Source organism: Vibrio tapetis subsp. tapetis (assembly GCF_900233005.1).
GTDB lineage: Bacteria > Pseudomonadota > Gammaproteobacteria > Enterobacterales > Vibrionaceae > Vibrio > Vibrio tapetis.
In genome coordinates this window covers 423,015-446,458 of the sequence record NZ_LT960611.1, presented here as the reverse complement: position 1 = coordinate 446,458, position 23,444 = coordinate 423,015, and the positions used below count along the sequence as shown (strand labels likewise).

Below are 23,444 nucleotides of genomic sequence, written 5' to 3'. Positions count from 1 at the left end.
ACAGCACATAATTTCACCCTCAACCGATAATCAAGATATTAAGCTACAACAGAAACGCAAAGCAGTGATAAAAGCCGAATTACGAGTTTGGCCAGTTTAAAAACCAGCATGGTTCACTAGCCATCAATTTTATCTATCTTTAAATGCTCAATTAGAAAACTGACGAATAGAATGTGAACTAAGTCTTAAGACCGTGACAAACCGAATTAAATAATAGCTAAGTCATTGTTATGAAACTAGCTACCGATTATGCTCTTTTCAGTCATGTTTATAAAAAGGAAAGACTTGTGAATAAAATGCTTATTGCCGCTGGCGTCGTGGCTATTGGTGCTGGTGGTTTTTTTTATGTTGAAAACCAAAGCAACTCATCTGTTTCGATACTCAACCAAGTCCCGGCTGATACTGCAATTTTGGCTGCACAGTTAACCCCAACACCTTTAGATAACTACTTATCTTCGATAGCAAATATGCCTTCACGGGAAGATATGTTAGCGCTTATGGAAACCGATCCTGCAGACATCACCAATAAGCAGCAGTTTTTCTTAAGCTTCTACGACTCGTTCCTCAATGCCGTAGAAAGCCCTGCTCAGTTTAAAACCACTTTCGGTACTTCTGACTCCATTAATAACTACTTTTATACTCTTGGATTTATCCCAGTAATAAAAATGGAAGTAGAGAAAGCCGCTGCATTCTGGGCGACGATGGATAAAATAGAAGCAGAAAGCCAGTTTGTTCATACGAAAAAGACGCTCGATACGGTTAACTACCGCAGCTACTCATTAGCTGAACAAGATGGTGTCAGCGAAGTCGATCTCGTCATCGCCATCACCGATGGTTTCGCAACCATTACTGTTAACGTCCCAAAACTTGGCGATCTTAACCCTCTAAAAATGGCGTTAGGCATTGAAAAACCGGTTAGCTCAGTTGCTTCAGAGAGCATCATCGACAACATTAAAACTAAGCACCCTACCATCAGCACCGAGCACATATCGTACATAGATCACCAGCAACTGGCTAAAGGCATCACCACCGTTGACGGCAATCTATTAGCGAAGCAAATCACCAGAATGAATGAAATTGAGTCAAGTACTTCAATGGCCGCCATTCAAACTCCTGCATGCCAAGCTGACATTCAATCCATCGCGGCAAATTGGCCACGTACGGTCGCTGGTGGTAGCTTCCACGCCAATGGTATGATCAGTGGCGACTTTATCATTGAGAGTAACAACAAAGTCATTCTTGATGCTCTTCAATCACTGCGCGGCTTTATCCCGCAAAGTGACTTGATTAAACAAAGTGCTCTGTTCTTTGGTTTGGGGATAGACGTTAACCAATTGACTCCTGCGGTCACTAATATCTTGTCTGACATTCAGTCAGTGCCTTACCAATGCCAGCCATTAGCTGAATTCCAGCAAGAAATGAAACAGGCTAACCCTGCAATGATGATTGGCATGGCTTCAGGTTTTGTTAATGGTCTTAAAGGTATTAGCTTTAGCTTATTCGATTACGAATTCTCACAAGGTGAGTACTCTGAAGAATTAACTAAACTTGATGCTGCGATTACATTGAGTGCTGAGAACCCAACGGCCCTAGTGCAAAACGCAGCCATGATGATCCCTGAACTTGCTTCTATTCAAATTCCGACCGATGGAACTCCGTTTGAATTACCCGCTGAATTAGTTGGTATGTTGGGTGACATCGAACCGGCTTACGCGGTCGCTAAAGCGAATCACTTAGTGGTTTACTCAGGAGAGCAGGCTGCGAAATTTAGCCAAGACTTGCTAGATAAGCCCATTGAGCAAAATGGCATGACAGACGTATTCATCGACTACAACAAGCTGTTTTCTCCGATGCTGACCATGTTGGAAGAGTCCGGCGAGCCAATCCCGGAAGAGCTAGAAGCTTTCATTCAAAATGACCTGAATGCAAGTATGAAATATGACGTTACCGATAAAGGAATTTCAGTTTCGGTCACCAATCTATTTGTAGAAAAGTAGCCATAAGCAATACTTAAAGGAAGCTGGCGGCCATGCCAGCTTCTTTTCTTCTAATCTATAACTATTTATTCCCCTTCTCCCCTTGTTATTGCTTCTCTTCGCCTCCACTATTTTCTACAATCTCTCAAGCATTTATATTTACTAGAATTTCGGAGTTCCAATGAGCGATATTAAGCACAGCAAGTTATTGATTCTTGGCAGCGGCCCTGCAGGCTATACCGCAGCCGTGTACGCTGCGCGCGCGAATTTAGACCCAGTACTGGTTACCGGTATGCAGCAAGGTGGCCAATTAACAACGACAACAGAAGTTGAAAACTGGCCTGGTGATGCTCATGGGCTAACGGGCCCGGCATTAATGGACCGAATGAAAGAGCACGCAGAACGATTTGAAACCGAAATCCTATTCGATCATATTTCTAGTGTTGATTTTAGCCAGCGTCCATTTCGTCTTAAAGGTGACTCAACAGAGTACACTTGTGATGCATTAATCATATCAACAGGTGCGTCAGCAAAATACCTTGGCCTAGAGTCGGAAGAAGCGTTTAAAGGGCGCGGCGTATCGGCTTGTGCTACTTGTGATGGTTTTTTCTATCGTAATCAAAAAGTCGCGGTTGTTGGTGGTGGTAATACCGCAGTTGAAGAAGCGCTGTATTTATCAAACATCGCCGCTGAAGTTCACCTGATCCATCGCCGAGATTCATTCCGATCAGAGAAAATTCTCATTGATCGCCTTATGGACAAAGTAGAGAACGGTAATATCGTTCTTCATACCGACCGCACACTAGATGAAGTGTTAGGCGATGATATGGGTGTCACCGGTGTCCGATTAAAAGATACAAAATCTGACGCGACCGAAGAGCTCGCCGTTATGGGTGCTTTCATTGCCATTGGTCACCAACCAAACACATCCATGTTTGAAGGCCAACTAAACATGAAAGACGGCTACATCACCGTTCAATCTGGTTTAGAAGGTAATGCTACTCAAACAAGTATTCCTGGTATTTTTGCCGCGGGTGACGTAATGGACAACAACTATCGCCAAGCCATCACATCAGCAGGAACAGGCTGTATGGCGGCACTGGATGCTGAACGATTCCTCGACGGATTGGCAAAATAGTCATCATTTTTGCCCCTTAATATCAAAACCTTAAAATCCGGCGGTATTCCCGCCGGATTTGTTTTTGTATAATACCCATTCTTGAAAGTATTATAATTTAATCAATAAGCCTTCTATCGATGAACAAACAACAACAACGCACCTTGAATAAGTGGTTGCGACAGCAAAGTAAGTTAGCAAAACGCTGGCTTATGATTGCAGTTGGACTTGGCGTATTATCAAGTGTGTTTCTGCTCGCTCAAGCAGCACTAATCGCCTCTATACTCCATCACCTTATTATCGAACATACTGATAAGCATGAGCTGATCCCGCATTTTTCTGGGTTAGCATTGGCCGTTATCGCCCGTGCTATTTGTACCTGGGGACGAGAAATCGCTGGCTATCGCTGCGGCGAGCAAATCCGTGTTTATATACGAAGCCTCATTTTAGATAAACTCCGAGAGCTTGGGCCTGCTTATATCAAAGGCAAACCTGCTGGAGCTTGGGCGACGTTGTTACTAGAACAAGTAGAAGACATGCAAGATTTCTTTGCTCGTTACCTTCCACAAGTTTCTTTATCCGTCATGATCCCGTTTGTTATCTTAGCGGTGGTGTTCCCAACGAACTGGGCTGCTGGCATCATCTTTTTGATTACGGCTCCGTTAGTCCCACTATTCATGGCTTTAGTCGGCATGAAGGCTTCTGATGCCAACCGAAAAAACTTCAAAGCGTTGCAGCGTTTATCCGGTCACTTTTACGATCGATTACAGTCGATGACGACCATTCGGCTGTTTGACCGCGCCAATGCTGAACGTGATGTTCTGCGCGGTACCTCAGAAGTATTCAGAACAAGAACGATGGAAGTCCTACGAGTTGCATTCTTATCATCAGCGGTTCTCGAGTTCTTTACTTCACTTTCCATTGCAATGACCGCGGTTTACTTCGGTTTTAGCTATATCGGCGAGTTAAACTTTGGTTACTATGGCGCAAGCATCACCCTGTTTTCTGGTTTGTTTGTTCTTATCCTCGCACCTGAGTTTTATCAACCTCTTCGCGATCTAGGCACCTTCTATCACGCAAAAGCACAAGCGGTTGGCGCGGCAGAAAGCATTGTCGAGTTTCTATCAACAGAGACATCGGCGACTAAGTCAGGCGATCAACAGCTTACAGATAATGAAAACCTAACCATTGAAGCCCGTGACTTAGAAGTATATAGCACAGAAGGCACCATGCTTATTGGTCCAGTCAACTTCACTCTGTCTGAAAAACAGCGCAGTGCTATTGTCGGTCCTAGCGGTGCAGGTAAAACAACGCTCATCAACGCCCTACTTGGTTTTCTGCCTTATAAAGGAAGCCTTTTAGTTAATGGTATCGAGTTGGAACAGCTAGATATCAAGCACTGGAGAACGGCCATTAGTTGGGTTGGTCAAAACCCATTACTATTGCACGGTACGATTAAAGAAAATGTCACTCTGGGTAAAAAAGACGTCAGTCAACAAGCACTTGTGTCAGCGCTTGAAAAATCGTTTAGCCAAGAGTTTGTGTCACAACATGGTCTTGATTACCCAATAAGCGATCGCTCTGGTGGGCTATCTGTAGGTCAAGCTCAACGTTTAGCATTGGCTCGTGCCATGTTACAACAAGGATCTTTATGGATTTTAGATGAGCCAACCGCTAGCCTTGATGCACGTAGCGAAAAACTGGTCATGCAAGGGCTAGAAGGTGAAACGCAAAATTGCAGTGTGCTTATGATCACTCACCAATTAGAAGCACTAAAAGATATCGATCAAATTTTAGTCATGGCTAATGGTCAAATAGTGCAATCGGGCGATTATCAACAACTGGCTTCCCAAAGTGGATTGTTCGCCGACCTATTAAGTGCTAAACAGCAGTCAGATAATAATAAGGGCGATATAGATGCGTGATTTACTGCCTTACCTAAAACTCTATAAAAAGCACTGGTTTGGGTTATCTCTCGGTATGGTGCTTGCCTTTGCGACTCTGTTTTCTTCAATAGGATTACTGACTCTATCGGGTTGGTTCATTGCTGCGTCTTCAGTTGCGGGATTAACCATCGCAAGGGAAACCTTCAACTACATGTTACCCGGAGCCTTTGTACGTGGCTTCGCGATGGCAAGAACGGCCGGGCGCTGGGGTGAGCGTGTGGTTAGCCATAACGCTACGTTTAAACTGCTCACCGATTTACGTATATTCTTTTTCGAGAAGCTGACGCCGCTTATTCCAGGTCGTATTGGCAACCTTAGAGACGCCGATATTCTTAATCGCTTGGTCGCCGATGTTGATGCAATGGACCACGTCTACCTTCGATTAATAAGCCCTGTTGTCATCAGCATTCTAGGCATTGCCAGCCTTACGCTTTTTTTATGCTGGTTTGACATGACGTTAGGCTTAACCCTTGGCGCAATATTGCTCGCTATCGTATTAACCTGGCCTATCTTATTTTATAAGTTGGGCAAATCTAACGGCGCTGAACTTACCGTTAATAAGTCTACTCTGCGCGTTGCGACGTTGGATTGGCTTCAGGGACATTCAGAGTTAGTTCTGTTTGGCGTTGAGCAAAACTATCGTGATCAAATAGTAGAACAGCAAGATAAACTCACCAAAAACCAATACAGTAATGCGGTTATCGGTGGTCTCGCCAATGGGCTTATCTTACTTGCGAGCGGCTGGTCGCTGGTATTAATGCTTTGGCTTGCCGCAGATGGTGTTGGTGGTAATACACCAGATCCATACATTGCGTTAATCGCCTTTGCCACAATGGCAAGTTTTGAAATGCTCATGCCCATTGCTGGCGCGTTCCAGTACTTAGGCCAAACGCTAACGTCGGCTCGCCGATTAAATGATATTGTCCACGCCGAGCCAGATGTCGCCTTCCCAGAACAAAGTGCTAAACCAATTAGCCAATACGATGTCCAGTTTACCAATGTTGATTTCCACTACCCAGACAGCGAAGTCAACGTGCTTAAAGGCATCGATATCCATGTAAAACAAGGCAAAAAATTAGCCATACTTGGCCAAACCGGTTCTGGTAAATCGACGCTATTGCAACTGTTAACAAGAAGCTGGGATCCACAGCAAGGTCAAATTACATTAGGTAATCACCCTCTTCCTTCATTGGCAGAGTCAGATCTTCGTCAATCAATCTCCGTGATCAGTCAACGTGTCGATATTTTAAACGGATCACTTCGTGATAATTTGCTACTAGCAAAACCTGATGCCTCTGACGATCAGCTCATCGACATGTTAGTTCAAGTCGGACTGAGTAAACTCACTGAAGACATTGGTTTAGATACTTGGTTAGGCGACGGTGGCCGCCAACTTTCTGGTGGCGAAAAACGACGTGTCGGTATTGCCAGAGCGTTACTCCATGATGCGCCTATCGTGCTCATGGATGAACCAACTGAAGGGTTAGACAAGCAAACAGAGCAAAAAATGATGGCTTTATTCGAACGTTATCACGTTAATAAGACTGTTATTTATATTACTCACCGCTTAGTTGGCCTTGAAGAAATGGATGATATTTGTCTATTAGAAGCTGGAGAGATCATTGAGCAAGGTGATCATCAAACGTTACTGAGCCATAAAGGCCGCTATCACCAACTGTTCCAAACGCTCTAAGCTCTAAGCTCTAAGCGCTTTAATGTGCAAGTAACGCCTGAGGCTACATCAACCCTCATGATGGATTACAAAACGTAAAAAGCCGCTCACTGAAATACAGTGAGCGGCTTTTTTTTCGTTCTACTTTTCCTGTTACTGAATTTGTTGCTTGGCTTGATTAATCGAGCGAATAATACTAACTCGGTCAATCGACTCTTTATGCGAATCTAAGATTTTCTGCCATGTGTCAATCGCCTGCTGGAAGCGAAAACTCAGGTAATGATCGTTAGCAATCAAAGTCAATGCAGTTTCATCCATAGGATTGAGCTTAAGCGCTTTGTCTAGTAGCTGTTGTACTTCTTGATCGATTAACTGCTTATTCACGTAATAAAGCGCCGAAGCTTTGGCTGAAAACATCGTCGGTTTCGGCGACTCAAACAACCTGATCGCATACCCAAAACACGTTGAGGCAGAATCGAACTCATTCTGAGCCATATACCCCTGACCCAATTCAAACCATGCTTGGCCGTCATTAGGATCGTCTCGAAGCGTTGATTGCACCTCATAAATTTTTTCATTTAGAGTCAGCACTTTCTTTACACCTTCAGCTTCAACAGGCGCTGTAGGACGCAAAGGTAACCACAGTAAAAGGCTTAGCAAACTTACGGTACCAGCAATGGTTACAGGTATTCGGTAGTCTATTGCGTCGTTGTCTTTTCGTGCGTATATCAGGGCCAAAATAAGCGTCACGACAAATGCAATCAATGCCAATAGCAGGCCAAAAGATAGGTTTTCCATAAAGATTTTACTCATCAAAAAATCAATCTAGATAAATATAAAGCCGAATTGGGCTCATTGTTTATCTAGTGTGACTTATGTATAAACTAGCCAGCTTCCAAAAACATACTGCCGTTAGGGAAATTGTACCTTAGTCATACGTTTTATTTTGCTAGACACGACATCGAGTAGGGTGAGGCGTCTCCGCCTCATCCCTCTCACAGAACCGTACGTACGGACCTCGTATACGGCTCATGCACATTTCCATTCAGCATAATGGCTGAACACATATCCTGTCCTAACGTGTTCAAGATTCACTAATCCAAGGTCGTTAAACCATTGATTTGGCATCGAGTAACTGGCTAATGGACTCGCAGCATTTCTCCAACTATCCATACAGATATACCTGAATGACCCTTCGTAACCTAGCTGTCTTAGCCTGCGGTGGAGTCGGGTCGGTTTTTTCCATAATCGTAATTGGACGCTGCGAAGTCTTCGCCTTAACCACGCGGCCAGTTTCTTAAACTCCCTGTTGGCATTCGCTATTCGAAAGTACTGGCTGAACCCTCTCAGAAGTGGATTCAGTTGTTTAATGACTTCTAACAATGGCTTACCGCCATTGCGTCTTGTCACTCGCTTCAACTTTCCTTTGAACGTCGACATTTTCTTTGGCTGAATACGGCTATAATGGCTACCGATTTCTATTCCAAGGAATTTCACACCTTCGCCGCTGTGCGCTATGTGTGATTTGGTTTCGTTCACCGTTAACTTGAGCTGTTTTTCCAGGACCTTCGTTGCCTGTACTTGCGCATTTTCTGCACCTTTACGGCTGCGACAGAAGATCAGTATGTCGTCGGCATAACGGACTATTCGATGTCCTCGCTTTCGCATCTCTTGATCAAACGCATCCAGATAGATGTTCGCTATCAGTGGGCTTATTACTCCACCTTGCGGACTACCTATCTCGGTATGCTGCCACTCTCCATCAACCATTACGCCACTTTTCAGGAACTGTTTGATGAGCTCCAGTACGCTACTGTCTGTGACTCGTTTCTTAATGCTTTTTAGAATAAGCTCGTGGTCGAGCTTATCGAAGCACTTCGATAAGTCCATATCTACGACGTGTTGCATTCCGTATCGACGGATGAACATCGTCGCTTTGTTTATAGCATCGTGACAACTTCGATTCGGTCTATACCCAAAGCTGGATGGGTGAAACTGCTCTTCGAAGATTGGGGTTAATAGATCATTTAGAGCTTGTTGGACAACTCTATCCCGTACTGTTGGGATCCCAAGTAATCGCACCCCACCATCATCTTTCGGTATTTCTACCCGTCTGACGGGTTGAGGGGTGTATCGCTTGGTTTTGAGTTCCAGAAGAAGTTGATCTAGGTTATCACTCAGATTTTGGGCGTAGTCGCTTAGGCTCTGCCTATCTATTCCGGCCGCGCCTTTCGCTTTCCACACTTTTTTAAATCCTTTATAGAGTCGCTCTTTGTGGAGCAAGTGACCATATAAACTGTAGTAAACTCTCAACTTTTTCCTTTAGATTGTGTGCCGTGTGGGGACAAATGCTCTCTCACAGTGTTGGTGTATTTCACTCCACTCTCTAGCCTTCTAGCTCAATGGCAATTTACTAGAGTGAGTCAGAGTTACTCCCTTGTACGGTTTCTCGCTTCAGTGCTTTGCTTTCACAAAGACCGAGACGGAATACCTCGATAGCTAATCAACTTGTATACCACTGAAAAAAAAACATCTGCTCATCACAGACTTAAAATGTACTTCATCCCTTCGCAACACCAGATTGCTTTTGGCAAAATGTTGTCCCATCAGACGTGTTACTGATGGTCAGCTCAGTTTTATCCTCCACACCATTACTGGGCTTCACCGGCCGAGCTTTACTCACTACTACGGATTCATCTGCCACCTCGCACCAACATAGATCTTGGCTCTCGCCTTGAGTTTATGCTTCCGACGTTTGCTCGGATGTGGTGTCAGGCTTCCCCAGTTACTGCACTGGCTCCCTGTTAACAATGCCACCCTCAAGCACAATCTAGGTCTGATTGAGTATCGGGCTTCACGCTATTTTGCACGCTTACCCACCTAAATTGCCGAATCAGGTTCACTTTCGTTGTGTACTGTTAACTTCCTATCGCTTCCTTCAAACCCTGCCGTTGGCCAGCAACGCCCTTGCGATTCGGATTATCTTCCCCTCAATCAGGGTGATTTAGGCTTCTTTCAGCCTAATGGGTTTGCCAGCTTCGCTGGGCAAACAAAAAGAACCGGACCAAAAGGTCCGGTTTCTATATTAATTGTTACGAATTATTCTTCGTTTGCGTCGTCAGCTTTAGGGGCGTCAGTTGAATCGGTCGACTCTGAAGATTCAGCGCTTGGTTGTTCACTGCTAGGCTCTTCGCCTTCTTGCAGTTCTTCACCTTCTGCTAATTCTGCTTCTTCGATTTCATCGATGCGCTGCAATGCAACAACACTTTCGTCTTCAGCTGTACGGATAAGCGTCACGCCTAGGGTATTACGACCCACTTGGCTAACTTCCGAAACACGAGTACGAACTAGCGTACCGGCATCGGTAATCATCATGAACTCATCGCCGTCTTCAACTTGAACAGCGCCAACAACCGGGCCATTACGATCCGACACTTTAATGGATACCACACCTTGAGTCGCACGACCTTTGGTTGGGTATTCAGCAAGCGTCGTACGTTTACCGTAGCCGTTGTTTGTTACTGTCAAGATGTCGCCTTCGTTAGCAGGAACAATCAGTGAAACCACTTGATCGTCTTCTGGTAACTTCATGCCACGAACACCCGATGCGGTACGTCCCATTGCACGTACTTTATCTTCGGCGAAACGAACAACTTTACCTGATTTCGAGAACAACATAATGTCGTTTTCGCCATTGGTAATATCAACACCAATTAATGAATCATCATCACGTAGGTTAACCGCGATTAAGCCGTTAGCACGTACGTTAGCAAACTGATCAAGCGATGTTTTCTTAACTGTACCGTCACCAGTAGCCATGAAAATATACTTGTCAGAGCTAAACTCAGAAACAGGTAGAATTGCGGTAATACGTTCGTTTTCTTCCAATGGAAGAATGTTCACAATTGGCTTACCACGAGCAGTACGGCTCGCTTGAGGCAATTGATAAACTTTAAGTCGGTATGTTTTACCACGAGTCGAGAAACACAAGATGTTATCGTGCGTATTCGCAACAAGAAGACGTTCAATGTAGTCTTCTTCTTTCATCTTGGTTGCGCTCTTACCTTTACCACCACGACGTTGTGCTTCGTAATCGCTTAGGATTTGGTACTTAACGTAACCTTCGCGAGAAAGCGTAACAACAACATCTTCTTGAGTGATCAAGTCTTCCATATCGATATCATGCATTGCTGCTGTGATTTCGGTACGGCGTGCGTCAGCAAAACCATCACGTACGGCTTCAAGCTCTTCACGAATGACTTCCATCAAACGCTCAGTGCTTGCAAGAATGTGCATAAGTTCTGCAATTTCTTCTAGAAGCGCTTTGTATTCATCAAGAATTTTTTCATGCTCTAAACCGGTTAAACGGTGTAGACGCAGCTCAAGAATCGCTTGTGCTTGTGTTTCAGTTAAGAAGTACTGACCGTCACGGATACCAAATTGGTCTTCTAGCCAATCAGGACGAGCCGCATCAGTACCAGCACGTTCTAGCATTGAAGCAACATTACCTAAGTCCCAACCGCGAGCGACTAGGCCTTCTTTTGCTTCTGCAGGTGTTGCTGCGTTCTTGATAAGAGCAATGATTTCATCAATGTTCGCAAGTGCAAGTGCTAACGCTTCAAGGATATGAGCGCGGTCACGTGCTTTCTTCAATTCGAAGATGGTACGACGAGTGACAACTTCACGACGGTGATCAACAAAACACTTCAACATTTCTTTTAAGTTGAACAGTTTTGGTTGGCCGTTATCAAGTGCAACCATGTTAACGCCGAATGTCGTTTGAAGCTGAGTTTGTGAGTAAAGGTTGTTTAGAACCACTTCACCTACTGCATCACGCTTACATTCGATAACAATGCGCATACCGTCTTTATCAGACTCATCACGTAGAGCACTGATGCCCTCTACTTTCTTGTCTTTTACTAGCTCGGCAACTTTTTCAATCAAACGAGCTTTGTTAACTTGGTATGGGATTTCCGTGACAATGATGGTTTCTTTGCCATTTTTGTCTGCTTCTATATTCGCTTTTGCGCGCATATAGACCTTGCCGCGGCCCGTCTTATAAGCATCGACAATGCCTTTACGGCCACTGATCATTGCTGCAGTTGGGAAATCTGGGCCCGGAATGTAATCCATTAGCTCATCAATAGTGATGTCTTCATTATTGATGAATGCCAAACAACCATCGACAACTTCACCTAAGTTATGCGGTGGGATGTTGGTTGCCATACCTACTGCGATACCAGAAGCACCGTTAACCAATAGGTTAGGAATTTTTGTTGGAAGCACGGCCGGGATTTGCTCTGTACCATCATAGTTAGGTACATAGTCAACCGTTTCTTTGTCTAGGTCTGCTAATAGTTCATGAGCAATTTTAGACATACGTACTTCGGTATAACGCATTGCCGCGGCAGAATCACCATCGATCGAACCAAAGTTACCTTGGCCATCGACCAACATGTAACGAAGCGAGAATGGTTGCGCCATACGTACAATAGTGTCGTAAACAGCGCTATCACCATGCGGGTGATATTTACCGATTACGTCGCCCACTACACGGGCAGATTTTTTATATGATTTATTCCAATCATTACCTAGCACATTCATCGCGAATAAAACGCGGCGGTGTACAGGCTTAAGGCCATCACGCACATCTGGAAGAGCACGACCCACGATTACAGACATCGCGTAGTCTAAATATGAACTTCTAAGCTCATCTTCAATGTTTACGGGCGTGATCTCTTTAGCTAGATCGCTCATAGAGCCATTATCCCTCTATATTCTGATCGTATATTCAATACGTACAAGGTCGAAAAATATAACACACAAATACCCCATTCGGCATCTCTTTCCCTAGCCTTTTATCATGTTGTGACCTTGGTTGTGAATCGATCGGCGAGTATTTGCACAAATTGGCTATATCTGTATGAAAATTAGCCACTATATCGTTAAAAACCCCACAAATTGATATTTGCACTTTTCAGTGGTAAGACTGTCGCTATAATGCAAACAACTCAATTTGAAATGATATGACCATGACCCAGATGAAAAACGTTGACTCTGCAGAAATTAAAAAATTTGAAGACATGGCATCGCGCTGGTGGGATTTAGAAGGTGAATTTAAACCTTTACATCAAATCAACCCATTGCGCCTGAACTATGTACTGGAACGTGCCAATGGTTTATTTGGCAAACAAGTTCTCGATGTTGGCTGTGGTGGGGGTATCTTAGCAGAAAGCATGGCCATTCAAGGAGCCAACGTAACTGGGCTTGATATGGGGAAAGCGCCATTAGAAGTTGCTCGCTTACACGCCTTAGAAACTGGCACAAAAAACCTGAATTACATCCAGAGTACGGTTGAGGATCACGCCAGTGAAAACCCTGAGCAATATGATGTGGTGACCTGCATGGAAATGCTTGAGCACGTACCAGATCCGCTTTCGGTAATTAAGTCTTGCGCTAAGTTGGTAAAACCCGGCGGTCATGTCTTTTTCTCAACGCTAAATCGTAACGCTAAATCCTACTTGTTTGCCATTGTTGGCGCAGAACAAATATTGAAATTAGTCCCTCAAGGGACTCATGATCACGCCAAATTCATCAGGCCAGCTGAACTACTAAAAATGGTAGACCAGACCGACCTCATCGAACAGTCGATTACTGGGCTCCATTACAATTTACTGACTGATACCTATCGATTAGGCAGCAACGTTGAAGTGAACTATATCGTTCAGACTCAGCGTAGCCCTTTGTTGGTGCAATCAGGCTCATAAGTGTTCGCAACTATTTCAGTACTGGTGCAATTTAGTTAAATCAGAGACCCTCGAGAAAATGCGCTGATTTAATGCGCCAGGTCTCAGAATCAGACTGTTTATCCAGAATCAAGCTTTACTGATGTCAAAAAGAGATCTTGCTCTCTTTTTGACTATTTCATCGACAACCTGTTTAGCCTTTATACACCTTAGTCTAGCTCCCAATTTTGGTTAAAGATCAAGGGAAATATTTTTTTCTCCGCTTACATTTAAAACAACCTTTGAATTGACTTTTTGTCGTCATAAACGCCGTCTAATTCGAGCGGTTAGTGCTTACTAACGATAAATATACTAGTCATAGGTTATCCACAGACCTTACATTTTATCTTACTTGAATTTCCGTTGATTCCGCACTATCTTGTAGCCGTTCACACGAACAACACCATATGTAGTGTTTCTACCTCTATAGCAAGGTAGATTTGGATCACAAAGCCGAGTATCAATTTACAAAAATCACATAGAAATACGGCTTTAACCAGTTTCGTTAGGGAAATCTGTCAGAATGAATCAACAACTAACTGTGACTAAGCGCAACGGTCGCAAAGAAAACATTGATCTGGAGAAAATCCACCGCGTTATCGCATGGGCCGCTGAAGGCTTAGATAACGTGTCGGTATCTCAAGTAGAATTAAAGTCTCATATCCAATTTTATAACGGCATTACTACGTCGGATATCCATGAGACCATCATCAAGTCGGCTGCCGATTTGATTTCAGAAGAATCTCCAGATTACCAGTATTTAGCAGCACGCTTGTCTGTATTCCACCTACGTAAAAAAGCGTATGGTCAGTTCGAGCCACCTGCACTTTATGACCACGTTAGTAAACTTGTTGATAGCGGTAAGTATGACAAGCACCTAATGGAAGATTACAGCGCTGAAGAGTTTGCTCAACTTGACGAGTTGATCGATCACAATCGTGATATGAACTTTTCATACGCGGCAGTTAAGCAGCTAGAAGGTAAGTACTTTGTACAAAACCGTGTAACTAAAGAAATCTACGAGAGCGCTCAGTTCTTGTATATTCTTGTTGCCGCATGCTTATTTGCTAAGTATCCAAAAGACACGCGTCTTGATTACATAAAACGTTTCTACGATGCTGCATCGTTGTTTAAAATTTCTCTACCTACACCGATTATGTCTGGTGTGCGTACCCCTACCCGTCAATTCAGCTCATGTGTACTGATTGAATGTGATGATAGCCTTGACTCAATTAACGCAACGGCGAGCTCTATTGTTCGTTATGTGTCTCAACGTGCAGGCATTGGCATCAATGCTGGTCGTATTCGTGCGCTAGGCTCTGAGATCCGCGGTGGTGAAGCATTCCATACCGGTTGTATCCCATTTTATAAGTACTTCCAAACCGCGGTTAAATGTTGCTCTCAAGGCGGCGTACGTGGTGGCGCGGCAACTGTTTTCTATCCACTATGGCACGGTGAGGTTCAATCCTTATTGGTATTGAAAAACAACCGTGGTGTTGAAGAAAACCGTGTTCGTCATATGGATTACGGCGTACAGCTTAATAAGCTTATGTACACTCGCTTAATCCAAGGCGGTAACATCTCTTTGTTCTCACCTTCAGATGTTCCTGGCCTTTACGATGCTTTCTTTGAAGATCAAAAAGAATTCGACCGTCTGTACGTTAAGTACGAAGCCGATCCAAACATTAAGCGCGAAACCGTAAAAGCAATTGATCTGTTTTCTCTATTAATGCAGGAACGAGCGTCAACGGGTCGTATCTACATCCAGAACGTTGACCACACCAACACACATAGTCCATTTGATGAGTCTGTAGCGCCTATTCGCCAGTCCAACTTATGTTTGGAAATCGCATTGCCAACTAAACCTTTAACGAATGTTGAAGATGACTCTGGTGAAATCGCTCTATGTACGCTTTCTGCGTTTAACCTTGGTGCAATTGAAAACCTGGACGAATTGGCAGAGCTTTCTCGTCTTGTTGTTCGTGCTCTAGATGCGTTACTTGATTATCAAGATTACCCATTACCAGCCGCGTACAAGTCAACAATGAATCGCCGTACTCTAGGTGTAGGCGTGATCAACTACGCCTATTACCTAGCTAAAAATGGTGTTCGTTATTCTGATGGCAGCGCAAATGGCCTGACTCACCGTACGTTCGAAGCCATTCAATATCATTTATTGAATGCGTCACTAGAACTTGCAAAAGAGCAAGGTGCATGTCCATCATTTAATGAAACTAAGTACGCACAAGGTATCTTACCCATTGATACCTACAAAAAAGACTTAGACAAGATCTGTGATGAGCCACTTCATCTAGATTGGGAAACATTACGTGAGGAAATCAAAACTCACGGTCTACGTAACTCGACGTTGACTGCGTTGATGCCTTCTGAGACCTCTTCACAGATCTCAAATGCAACTAACGGCATTGAGCCACCGCGTGGGTTTGTTTCAATTAAAGCCTCTAAAGACGGTATCTTGAAACAAGTCGTGCCCGATTACGCAAACCTGAAAGACAACTATGAGTTGCTCTGGACTATCCCATCAAATAATGGGTACATTCAGCTCGTTGGCTTGATGCAAAAATTTGTTGACCAAGCGATTTCAGCAAATACAAACTACGATCCAAGCGTGCAAGCTAACGGCAAAGTACCGATGAAACTCTTGCTACAAGATCTTCTTACCGCCTATAAGTACGGTTTGAAGACGCTCTATTACCATAACACCCGTGATGGTGCGAGCGATGACCAAGGCGAAGGCGCTAAAGTCGAAGAAGAGGATTGTGAAGGCGGCGGTTGTAAGATCTAACCCGCACTCCTGACTTAGTGAGCTCTTAGCTCTTTGCACTTCGCATAGAGTTAAGAGCATTTCAAATTTAGCTTTTAGCATCTCGCTTTTAGTACGTATTATAAAAAAGGAATAAGCACGCATGGCTTACAGTACTTTTTCTCAGAACAAAAACGATCAATTAAAAGAACCAATGTTCTTGGGTCAGTCAGTAAACGTCGCTCGTTACGACCAACAAAAATTTGAAGTCTTCGAAAAATTAATCGAAAAACAATTGAGCTTTTTCTGGCGTCCGGAAGAAGTTGACGTATCAAGCGACCGCATTGACTACAATAAATTACCTGAACATGAAAAACATATTTTCATCAGTAACTTAAAGTATCAAACCTTGCTTGATTCGATCCAAGGCCGTAGCCCTAACGTTGCCCTACTTCCATTGGTATCACTGCCTGAAGTAGAAACTTGGATTGAAACTTGGTCTTTCTCTGAAACGATTCACTCTCGTTCATACACGCACATCATTCGTAATATCGTGAATGATCCTGGTGTTGTATTTGATGATATCGTTGAAAATGAACACATCCTAAAACGTGCGAAAGACATCGCTCATTACTACGATGATTTGATTAAGCTAACCAATGACTTCCACCGCTACGGTGAAGGTACTCATGAAATCAACGGTGAGAGTGTTTCTATCCGCCTTCATGACCTTAAGAAGAAACTCTATGTTTGCTTGATGTCTGTGAATGCGCTTGAAGCGATTCGCTTTTACGTAAGCTTTGCTTGTTCATTTGCGTTTGCTGAACGTGAATTAATGGAAGGTAACGCGAAAATAATCAAACTGATTGCTCGTGATGAAGCGCTTCACCTTACCGGCACACAGCACATGATCAATATCTTACGTAATGGTCAAGATGATTTTAGCTTCATGCAGATCGCTGAAGAGTGTAAGCAAGAGTGTTTTGACTTATTCAAAGATGCAGCAGAACAAGAAAAAGAGTGGGCTGAATACCTATTCAAAGATGGCTCAATGATTGGGTTGAACAAAGACATCCTTTGCCAATACGTTGAATACATCACTAACATCCGCATGCAAGCGGTTGGCTTAGGCGTAGCGTATCCGGAAGCGACTTCTAACCCTATCCCTTGGATCAATGCATGGTTATCTTCAGATAATGTACAAGTTGCTCCTCAAGAGGCGGAAATTAGCTCATACCTTGTTGGTCAAATTGACAATGAAGTTGATGCTGACGACTTCGGAGACTTTGAGCTGTAATGCATAACGTCAAAATCAACGCGATTACTCATATTTCATCTCAAGCCGATCGTACTCTGCTTGAGTCAATGGAGTCTGCGGGTCTAGAAGTCGAATATAACTGTCGAGATGGCCATTGTGGCGCTTGTCGTTGTGAGCTGGTTTCTGGGGAAGTTGAGTATGTTGGTTTTGCTATGGCGTTCATTCAGCCAAATGAAATATTGCCCTGCGTCTGCAGGGCAAAAACCGCTCTAGAGCTCGAAAAAGTCAATTACCGGCTTAAAAGTAAGCGCGCCTAACTCACGGCTCGGTGGGAATGGCAATCATTGCCTAAATTTGCATATTTACTGAGTAACAATTCAGCAGTCCTTACTGAGATTTCTTTCTCACCTATCGCTTTGCCCCCGTCATCAAATAATGACATTCGATAGCCTCCATTAGGCGTATCTTGCGCTTCAGATGGCGTTGCTAACCACATAGCAGTTAAGTCATTGATATGATCGCTATGTGCTTCTCCTAAAAGAACTTTATTGCCAGATACTCGGTACCACACTTTTATCATTGTTTGTGTAAGCATTATTGCCTCCAAATCATAATAGCAGTACTGATTGGTGATTTTTTCACCGCCTTGACGGATCAATATTAGCTAATTCCAGACTAAAGCCAAGCCAATTTTTTGAGAAAAACACGATAAATAATACTGCATAAAAATCTTTGAAAGGTCAGGATCCCCACAGCCTTTATTGACTAAGGGGAAGCTGAAAGTCAAGCAGATATAAACTATTTTTTACAGTGCCGACGCTGGCACATACAACTCTTTTTGTCTATGTAACGATCCATAGAGACCAAACATCGGCTTGCCTTCTAAATGGCGTCTTAACATATCGAGCATGACGGCTGAAATCAGCTTTCTCTGTGCTTTATTGTTGTAATCGCGACCAAATGAGAAAATTTGCCCCCACTCCCCTTCAGCTGTCGATAACGCAATCGCAAACTCACCATCTTTAGCGACCCCTGAAGAAAGGCCAAAATGCGCTTTTCCATTTTCTCGAGTAGCAGCAGCAAGCGCTAACGCCGCTGCTAGTGGATCTTGGTCTACAATGCTTTCACTCAGCGCAGCGTTCATCACCCAACTTTGCTTAAGGTGCTCTGCAAGTACCTCATCATCATGGGCCCAACTCGTTAAGTAACCACCACTGGCTTGCTCAGCTATTGATAGCGTCGCTTGACGCTCATTCAATAAACCACCTACATTCGCAATCATTGGCTCATCTACACTCACCACGTTGTCTTGCAAGTGACCATAAATGATATGAAGCAACTTAATGCGAGTTTCCATATCCGCCATTGGTCCAAATAGTTTTACTTCAATAAATGGCAAATACGAGCGATAACCCAACTCATAGCCATCCGGTAGGCGCAGTAAATCTAACTTGTCCGAGATACCTGACTCAGATAGGCCAAATGTGTAGATACGGCTGCATTCGTTTGGCAAAATATTGGGATATTGCTCTAGGAGTTGTGGAATAATTTGTTCAGACACCATGTGCTTAAATTCACTTGGTACGCCCGGAGTAAACAGAAATTTTGCTTGGTTAATTTCCAAGCTAAAGCCGCAAGCCGTCCCGACAGGGTTGTCGATAATCTTTGCTCGTTCTGGCAGCATCGCTTGTTTAAGGTTGCTGTCTGGCATCTCTAGGCCACGCGAGGTGAACTTGTGCTCCATTTCAGTCAACCATGACTGAAACAAGACCAACGATTGCTTAGCGGTTTGTGCTGCCGCTGCTGAAGACAAATCATCGGTCGTAGGACCTAACCCGCCATTCACAATCACGATGTCATAGTCGTGACTTAAGTATGAAAACTCGTTGATTAAGCTTTCCAGTTGATCACCTACCGTGCTGCGGTAAGTCAGTTGAAGACCATGACGATAAAATTGCTCTGATAACCACGCCGCATTGGTATCAACAATATCACCGTGTAATACTTCTTCTCCGGTGCTAAGCATTGCTATTTTTAACATTATTGTAACCTTTTAATCATTCATGAAATGCAACCGATCACATGAATTGATTCAATATTAAACCCATAATTCAACTGGTTAAAACTCGTACTAATTGAATTTTCTCATTACGATTCTAACCAATTTACAAGACATTAACCCATAAATCATTTGCATCTATGATTTGTTAAGCGAATAATATCTATCTTACATAGCTTGTTTTTTGATTGGAGCCGTTTGTGCACTTAAAACCTTTGACTGCGATTTTGTTGGCGTGTTCCACATCTGCACACGCAGCCAATTTAAACTTTGATTTTAATGATGATTTCTCTAGCCATACTATCGGCTACGAGGCGAAAAACTATAGCCTTATTTCCGGTATTGACTCGATTCCAGTTTCGCTTAGCTATGAAGATCACAAAAAAGAGAAGATCGAAGCCTCATCGGTACAACCTCCGCACTTGTATGCCCTTGAAGAGAAAGATTGGGAATACCTAAGAGAACAAACATACACAATCTTGGGTCTCAGTATTGCAACTGTAGGCATTATGACGGTTTTGCCTGAAAGCATCACAAAGTGGGATGCAGAAGATCGCGACCTCTCTAACCTAGGCAAAAAATGGAAAGATAATGTCTCCGCAGGCCCGGTTTGGGATCGCGATGAACATATTCTTAACTACATCATGCACCCATATTTTGGTGGTGTTTACTACACCGCAGGGCGCCACGCTGGCTTTAATGAATTTGAATCATTTTTGTACTCATTTACCATGTCTGCCGTGTTTTGGGACTTCGGCGTAGAGTCATTTGCAGAGATCCCTTCTTGGCAAGATTTGTTTATAACGCCGTTTTTCGGTGCTGTAGTGGGTGAAATGATGTTTACCGGCGAACAAAACATCATTGCTAACGGCGGCGAAGTCATGGGCTCTGAGACCATGGGCGATGTGTCGTTGTTTTTCTTAAATCCAGTTGGACATATCCACTATTGGGTAACAGATGCATGGGGTGGCGATGCCAATCTAAACTTCCGCTCACAACCGTGGACTGGGTACCAAACTGAAGCAGACAAAATCATCAACCCTTATCAGGTTTATGATCGTCAGTTCTATGGCCTAGACTTAACGATTACGTTTTAGGTGAAGGGCTAAAAGCGAAGTACTAAAAGCGAAGATTTAGATCAGGGGCGAGGTGTTAGGTTCTTATTTGAACTTATTGCTTCGCTTTTTGCTTTTCAAACCTATTACTCCGTACTTAGTTTTTAGTACTTCTCCCCAGTTCTTTGAAGTAGAAAACCGGTATATTGCAAAAAATAGACTCCTGTCAAACATTCTTTCCCTGCAACTTCTACACTGTTGTTAGTGTCGTTATTACATAAAATCATCTACTTAAGTAGGCATGACGTGCCACAACTGTTTCCTAGTAGGAGGGAATCCCTATGAACACCACATTTATTGTAAATTTTGTCGGTAAAGCGTCCCCTTCCACCATCAAGCAACTCGCAGCAGTTACGCATGAGAACGAAGGAAAATGGTTGATCAGTAAAGTGAACTTCATCGAACACCAAGTTGCAGCAGTAATTAAAATTGAACTTCCACAAGAAAATGAGCAATTGGTTAAAGATGCTTTCAGCAGTAATCCAGCTTTAATGGTTCAGTTTGCAGAAGCCGACAGCTCTGAGCACGATAAAGACAGTATTTACCACTTGCGTGTCGATGCTAACGATCGAGCAGGTATCGTTAACGAAATTACCCACGTATTAGACGGGCAAGGTGTCAACATTCTTGATATGGATTGCCATCGGGTCTTTATCGCAGGCGGCGGCGGTGTGAGCTCCAGTTTATTCAGCTCAACCATTGCGCTGCGTTTACCAGCCCAAACAGGCATCAAAGACATCACCGATGAGTTAGAGTCACTCAGTGAAGATACAAGAGTGATTATCGAGGCCTAAACACTAACTTGCGCACCCGCTTCAAAGCGGGTGCTTTATATTGGACAAAATCCGATAAACAGCCCTATTGAAGCACATTGACAACTCTCCATTCCAATGAAGATCTTCTCATTTTATTTTCCAGTTTTGGCTCTTCAGTAAACAAAACAACATTCTCTAACTGAAAATCGAGAGAAGCATTCCAGATTTTATCCGAGCCTATCGCGCAAGCTGTTTTCATTGATTACATTTCAATGGCTCAACAGCACTTCTGGCAAACTATTTGAAAGAATAGGACGCAAAGCTTCCGGTCTGTCGATATTCACGTATCTATGATAGCGGGGCCGCCACTTAATACGATTAAGTGTTTAGCGTGCCGGGGTGTCATCTTTTTTGTCAAATAAAAGGAATAAAGACAAATGATGAATCAACTCCCTCGTAAATCCATCATTGCATTGGCACTCCTTGGTGTCAGTAGCACAAGTTTTGGCCACGGTTACGTCTCATCCTACCAAGGGGGTGTTGCAGAAAGCCGTGTTGCGCTGTGTAAATTCCCAGCCAGTGATACCCAACAAAAAAACACCCATTGTGGGTCGATTCAATATGAACCCCAAAGTGTTGAAGGTCCTGATGGGTTCCCTACCACGGGCCCTGCAGATGGTAAAATCGCCAGTGCGCAATCTTCATTGGCAGCAGCTCTCGATGAACAAACCGCAAGTCGCTGGGTGAAACGTCCAATTCAATCTGGCACGCAAAACTTCGAATGGACGTTTACCGCTAACCACGTCACCAAGGATTGGAAATACTACATTACCAAGCCAAACTGGAATCCCAATCAACCGTTAGCTCGTGACTCTTTTGATTTAAACCCATTTTGCGTGGTCGAAGGCAATATGGTTCAACCACCTAAATTGGTCAGCCATCAATGCCAAGTGCCCGCTCGTGAAGGCTACCAGGTAATCTTAGCCGTATGGGATGTAGGCGATACCGCCGCGTCTTTTTACAACGTTATTGACGTTCAATTCGATGGCGATCAACCTGTGATCCCTGATTGGCAACAAGGGGGGCAAATCAATCCAAGTATGCCACTCAACGTTGGGGATTCCGTCTATACACGGGTCTTCGACCAATCAGGTGAAAACCCTGCGTACCGAACCGAATTTAAGATCGAAACAGCAGAACAAAGAGAGCCAAATAACTGGTCTCATGGGCTTGCCACCAAGATAAACCAGCAACAAACCCTGATGCAAGCGGGACAAATCAATTCCGATAACGGCTTTGATCCAACCTATGGCGTTAACCCAATTTATCTCAAAAAGGGCTCAGGGTTAACTCGTGTAGAAATTGGCTATCACATTGATACCCCAACGCCGGATCATAGCTTTTCGGTCACAGGACTAGAACCTAAATACATGATCGGAGAGCAACCAACGCAATTAGATTTAACTTTGACTGCGGAGGGAGAACTTCAAGCTGAACTCACGGTGTTTAACCACCACCGAGTGCCACTTGCTTCACATGTATCCAAGATGGCTGATGGCGAAGCTAAGAATGTTCAACTCACTTTGACCGATTCAAAACCGGGTCATCATATGTTGGTTATCGTCACTAAGGATACCGACGGCAATGTACTAGATCAGAACACTCAAGATTTCCACCTGAAAGAAGACCAAACACCGCCAGATGGTGAGTACGATTTCGTGTTCCCTAACGGTCTAGAAACTTATACCGAAGGAACCAAGGTGCTTGCCAGTGACGGTCACATCTATCAATGTAAAGTGTTCCCATATTCTGGTTATTGCGTTCAGTGGTCTGAAAGTGCAACCCAATTTGAACCGGCAACGGGCTCTCATTGGTCCTCCGCTTGGGACAAAACCAACTAGCTCTAGTTGGGATTCAGCCATACATCTCTTATAAGTTTAAGAGGATGTGGGCTGACCTAAATCCAAACAATATCCCCCGAAAGTGGGGATATTGTT

The 23,444-nt window shown here is 43.7% G+C and carries 16 protein-coding genes and 1 riboswitch; of the genes, 11 read left to right on the top strand and 5 right to left on the bottom strand.

Annotated elements, in window-relative coordinates:
* The first annotated feature begins 287 nt into the window (after positions 1-287).
* The 4 genes from VTAP4600_RS02055 (at position 288) to cydC (ending at position 6,732) form a co-directional block, all read left to right on the top strand.
* Positions 288-1,997 (top strand): hypothetical protein, encoded by a 1,710-nt coding sequence (locus VTAP4600_RS02055; RefSeq protein WP_102521274.1) that lies wholly within the window; start codon positions 288-290, stop codon positions 1,995-1,997.
* Positions 1,998-2,157: 160 nt separating this feature from the next.
* Positions 2,158-3,114 carry a thioredoxin-disulfide reductase gene (gene trxB, locus VTAP4600_RS02050; protein WP_102521273.1) on the top strand — a complete coding sequence of 319 codons (957 nt, stop codon included), beginning with the start codon at positions 2,158-2,160 and terminating at the stop codon, positions 3,112-3,114.
* 119 nt (positions 3,115-3,233) lie between these two features.
* Positions 3,234-5,018, top strand: coding sequence for a heme ABC transporter permease/ATP-binding protein CydD (gene cydD / locus VTAP4600_RS02045; protein WP_102521272.1), 1,785 nt, complete (start codon positions 3,234-3,236; stop codon positions 5,016-5,018).
* Positions 5,011-6,732, top strand: a complete 1,722-nt coding sequence (cydC, locus tag VTAP4600_RS02040) for a heme ABC transporter ATP-binding protein/permease CydC (protein ID WP_102521271.1) — start codon at positions 5,011-5,013, stop codon at positions 6,730-6,732. The genes cydD and cydC overlap by 8 nt, the downstream gene beginning before the upstream one ends.
* Before the next feature lie 132 nt (positions 6,733-6,864).
* Here cydC and VTAP4600_RS02035 read toward each other — a convergent pair whose 3' ends face one another.
* The 3 genes from VTAP4600_RS02035 to gyrA all read right to left on the bottom strand — a co-directional run bounded on the left by VTAP4600_RS02035 (position 6,865) and on the right by gyrA (position 12,468).
* Positions 6,865-7,524, bottom strand: a complete 660-nt coding sequence (locus VTAP4600_RS02035) for a TPR domain-containing protein (RefSeq protein ID WP_102521270.1) — start codon at positions 7,522-7,524, stop codon at positions 6,865-6,867.
* A 216-nt stretch (positions 7,525-7,740) separates the two neighbouring features.
* A complete protein-coding gene (gene ltrA, locus VTAP4600_RS02030; RefSeq protein WP_102521018.1) occupies positions 7,741-9,024 on the bottom strand; it encodes a group II intron reverse transcriptase/maturase in 1,284 nt (427 codons plus the stop codon).
* Positions 9,025-9,810: 786 nt separating this feature from the next.
* The gene (gene gyrA, locus VTAP4600_RS02025; RefSeq protein ID WP_102521269.1) at positions 9,811-12,468 is read right to left on the bottom strand and encodes a DNA topoisomerase (ATP-hydrolyzing) subunit A; all 2,658 of its coding nucleotides are present in this window, start codon (positions 12,466-12,468) and stop codon (positions 9,811-9,813) included.
* Positions 12,469-12,743: 275 nt separating this feature from the next.
* Here gyrA and ubiG point away from each other — a divergent pair, with 275 nt between their 5' ends.
* From ubiG to yfaE, 4 genes are all read left to right on the top strand, one after another.
* Positions 12,744-13,478: a bifunctional 2-polyprenyl-6-hydroxyphenol methylase/3-demethylubiquinol 3-O-methyltransferase UbiG gene (gene ubiG, locus VTAP4600_RS02020; protein ID WP_102521268.1), complete on the top strand. Its 735-nt coding sequence runs from the start codon at positions 12,744-12,746 to the stop codon at positions 13,476-13,478.
* 541 nt (positions 13,479-14,019) lie between these two features.
* On the top strand, positions 14,020-16,302 hold the full coding sequence (gene nrdA / locus VTAP4600_RS02015; RefSeq protein WP_102521267.1) for a class 1a ribonucleoside-diphosphate reductase subunit alpha: 2,283 nt from the start codon (positions 14,020-14,022) through the stop codon (positions 16,300-16,302).
* Positions 16,303-16,423: 121 nt separating this feature from the next.
* Positions 16,424-17,557: a class Ia ribonucleoside-diphosphate reductase subunit beta gene (gene nrdB / locus VTAP4600_RS02010; RefSeq protein WP_102521266.1), complete on the top strand. Its 1,134-nt coding sequence runs from the start codon at positions 16,424-16,426 to the stop codon at positions 17,555-17,557.
* Positions 17,557-17,835, top strand: coding sequence for a class I ribonucleotide reductase maintenance protein YfaE (gene yfaE / locus VTAP4600_RS02005; RefSeq protein ID WP_102521265.1), 279 nt, complete (start codon positions 17,557-17,559; stop codon positions 17,833-17,835). The genes nrdB and yfaE overlap by 1 nt, the downstream gene beginning before the upstream one ends.
* Here the strand turns inward: yfaE and VTAP4600_RS02000 are convergent.
* Positions 17,832-18,113, bottom strand: a complete 282-nt coding sequence (locus tag VTAP4600_RS02000; RefSeq protein WP_102521264.1) for a 30S ribosomal protein S6 modification protein — start codon at positions 18,111-18,113, stop codon at positions 17,832-17,834. The genes yfaE and VTAP4600_RS02000 overlap by 4 nt on opposite strands.
* A 210-nt stretch (positions 18,114-18,323) precedes the next feature.
* Positions 18,324-19,559, bottom strand: a complete 1,236-nt coding sequence (locus tag VTAP4600_RS01995; protein ID WP_102521263.1) for a CinA family nicotinamide mononucleotide deamidase-related protein — start codon at positions 19,557-19,559, stop codon at positions 18,324-18,326.
* Between the two features lie 218 nt (positions 19,560-19,777).
* Between VTAP4600_RS01995 and VTAP4600_RS01990 the strand changes: the two genes are divergently transcribed.
* The 3 genes from VTAP4600_RS01990 (at position 19,778) to gbpA (ending at position 23,348) form a co-directional block, all read left to right on the top strand.
* Positions 19,778-20,674 (top strand): DUF3943 domain-containing protein, encoded by an 897-nt coding sequence (locus tag VTAP4600_RS01990; protein ID WP_102521262.1) that lies wholly within the window; start codon positions 19,778-19,780, stop codon positions 20,672-20,674.
* Positions 20,675-20,973: 299 nt separating this feature from the next.
* Entirely contained in the window at positions 20,974-21,486 is a 513-nt protein-coding gene (locus tag VTAP4600_RS01985; protein ID WP_102521261.1) for a glycine cleavage system transcriptional repressor, read from the top strand.
* Between the two features lie 242 nt (positions 21,487-21,728).
* Positions 21,729-21,817: riboswitch (cyclic di-GMP riboswitch) on the top strand.
* 70 nt (positions 21,818-21,887) lie between these two features.
* Positions 21,888-23,348 (top strand): N-acetylglucosamine-binding protein GbpA, encoded by a 1,461-nt coding sequence (gene gbpA, locus VTAP4600_RS01980; RefSeq protein WP_102523862.1) that lies wholly within the window; start codon positions 21,888-21,890, stop codon positions 23,346-23,348.
* Positions 23,349-23,444: the final 96 nt, after the last annotated feature.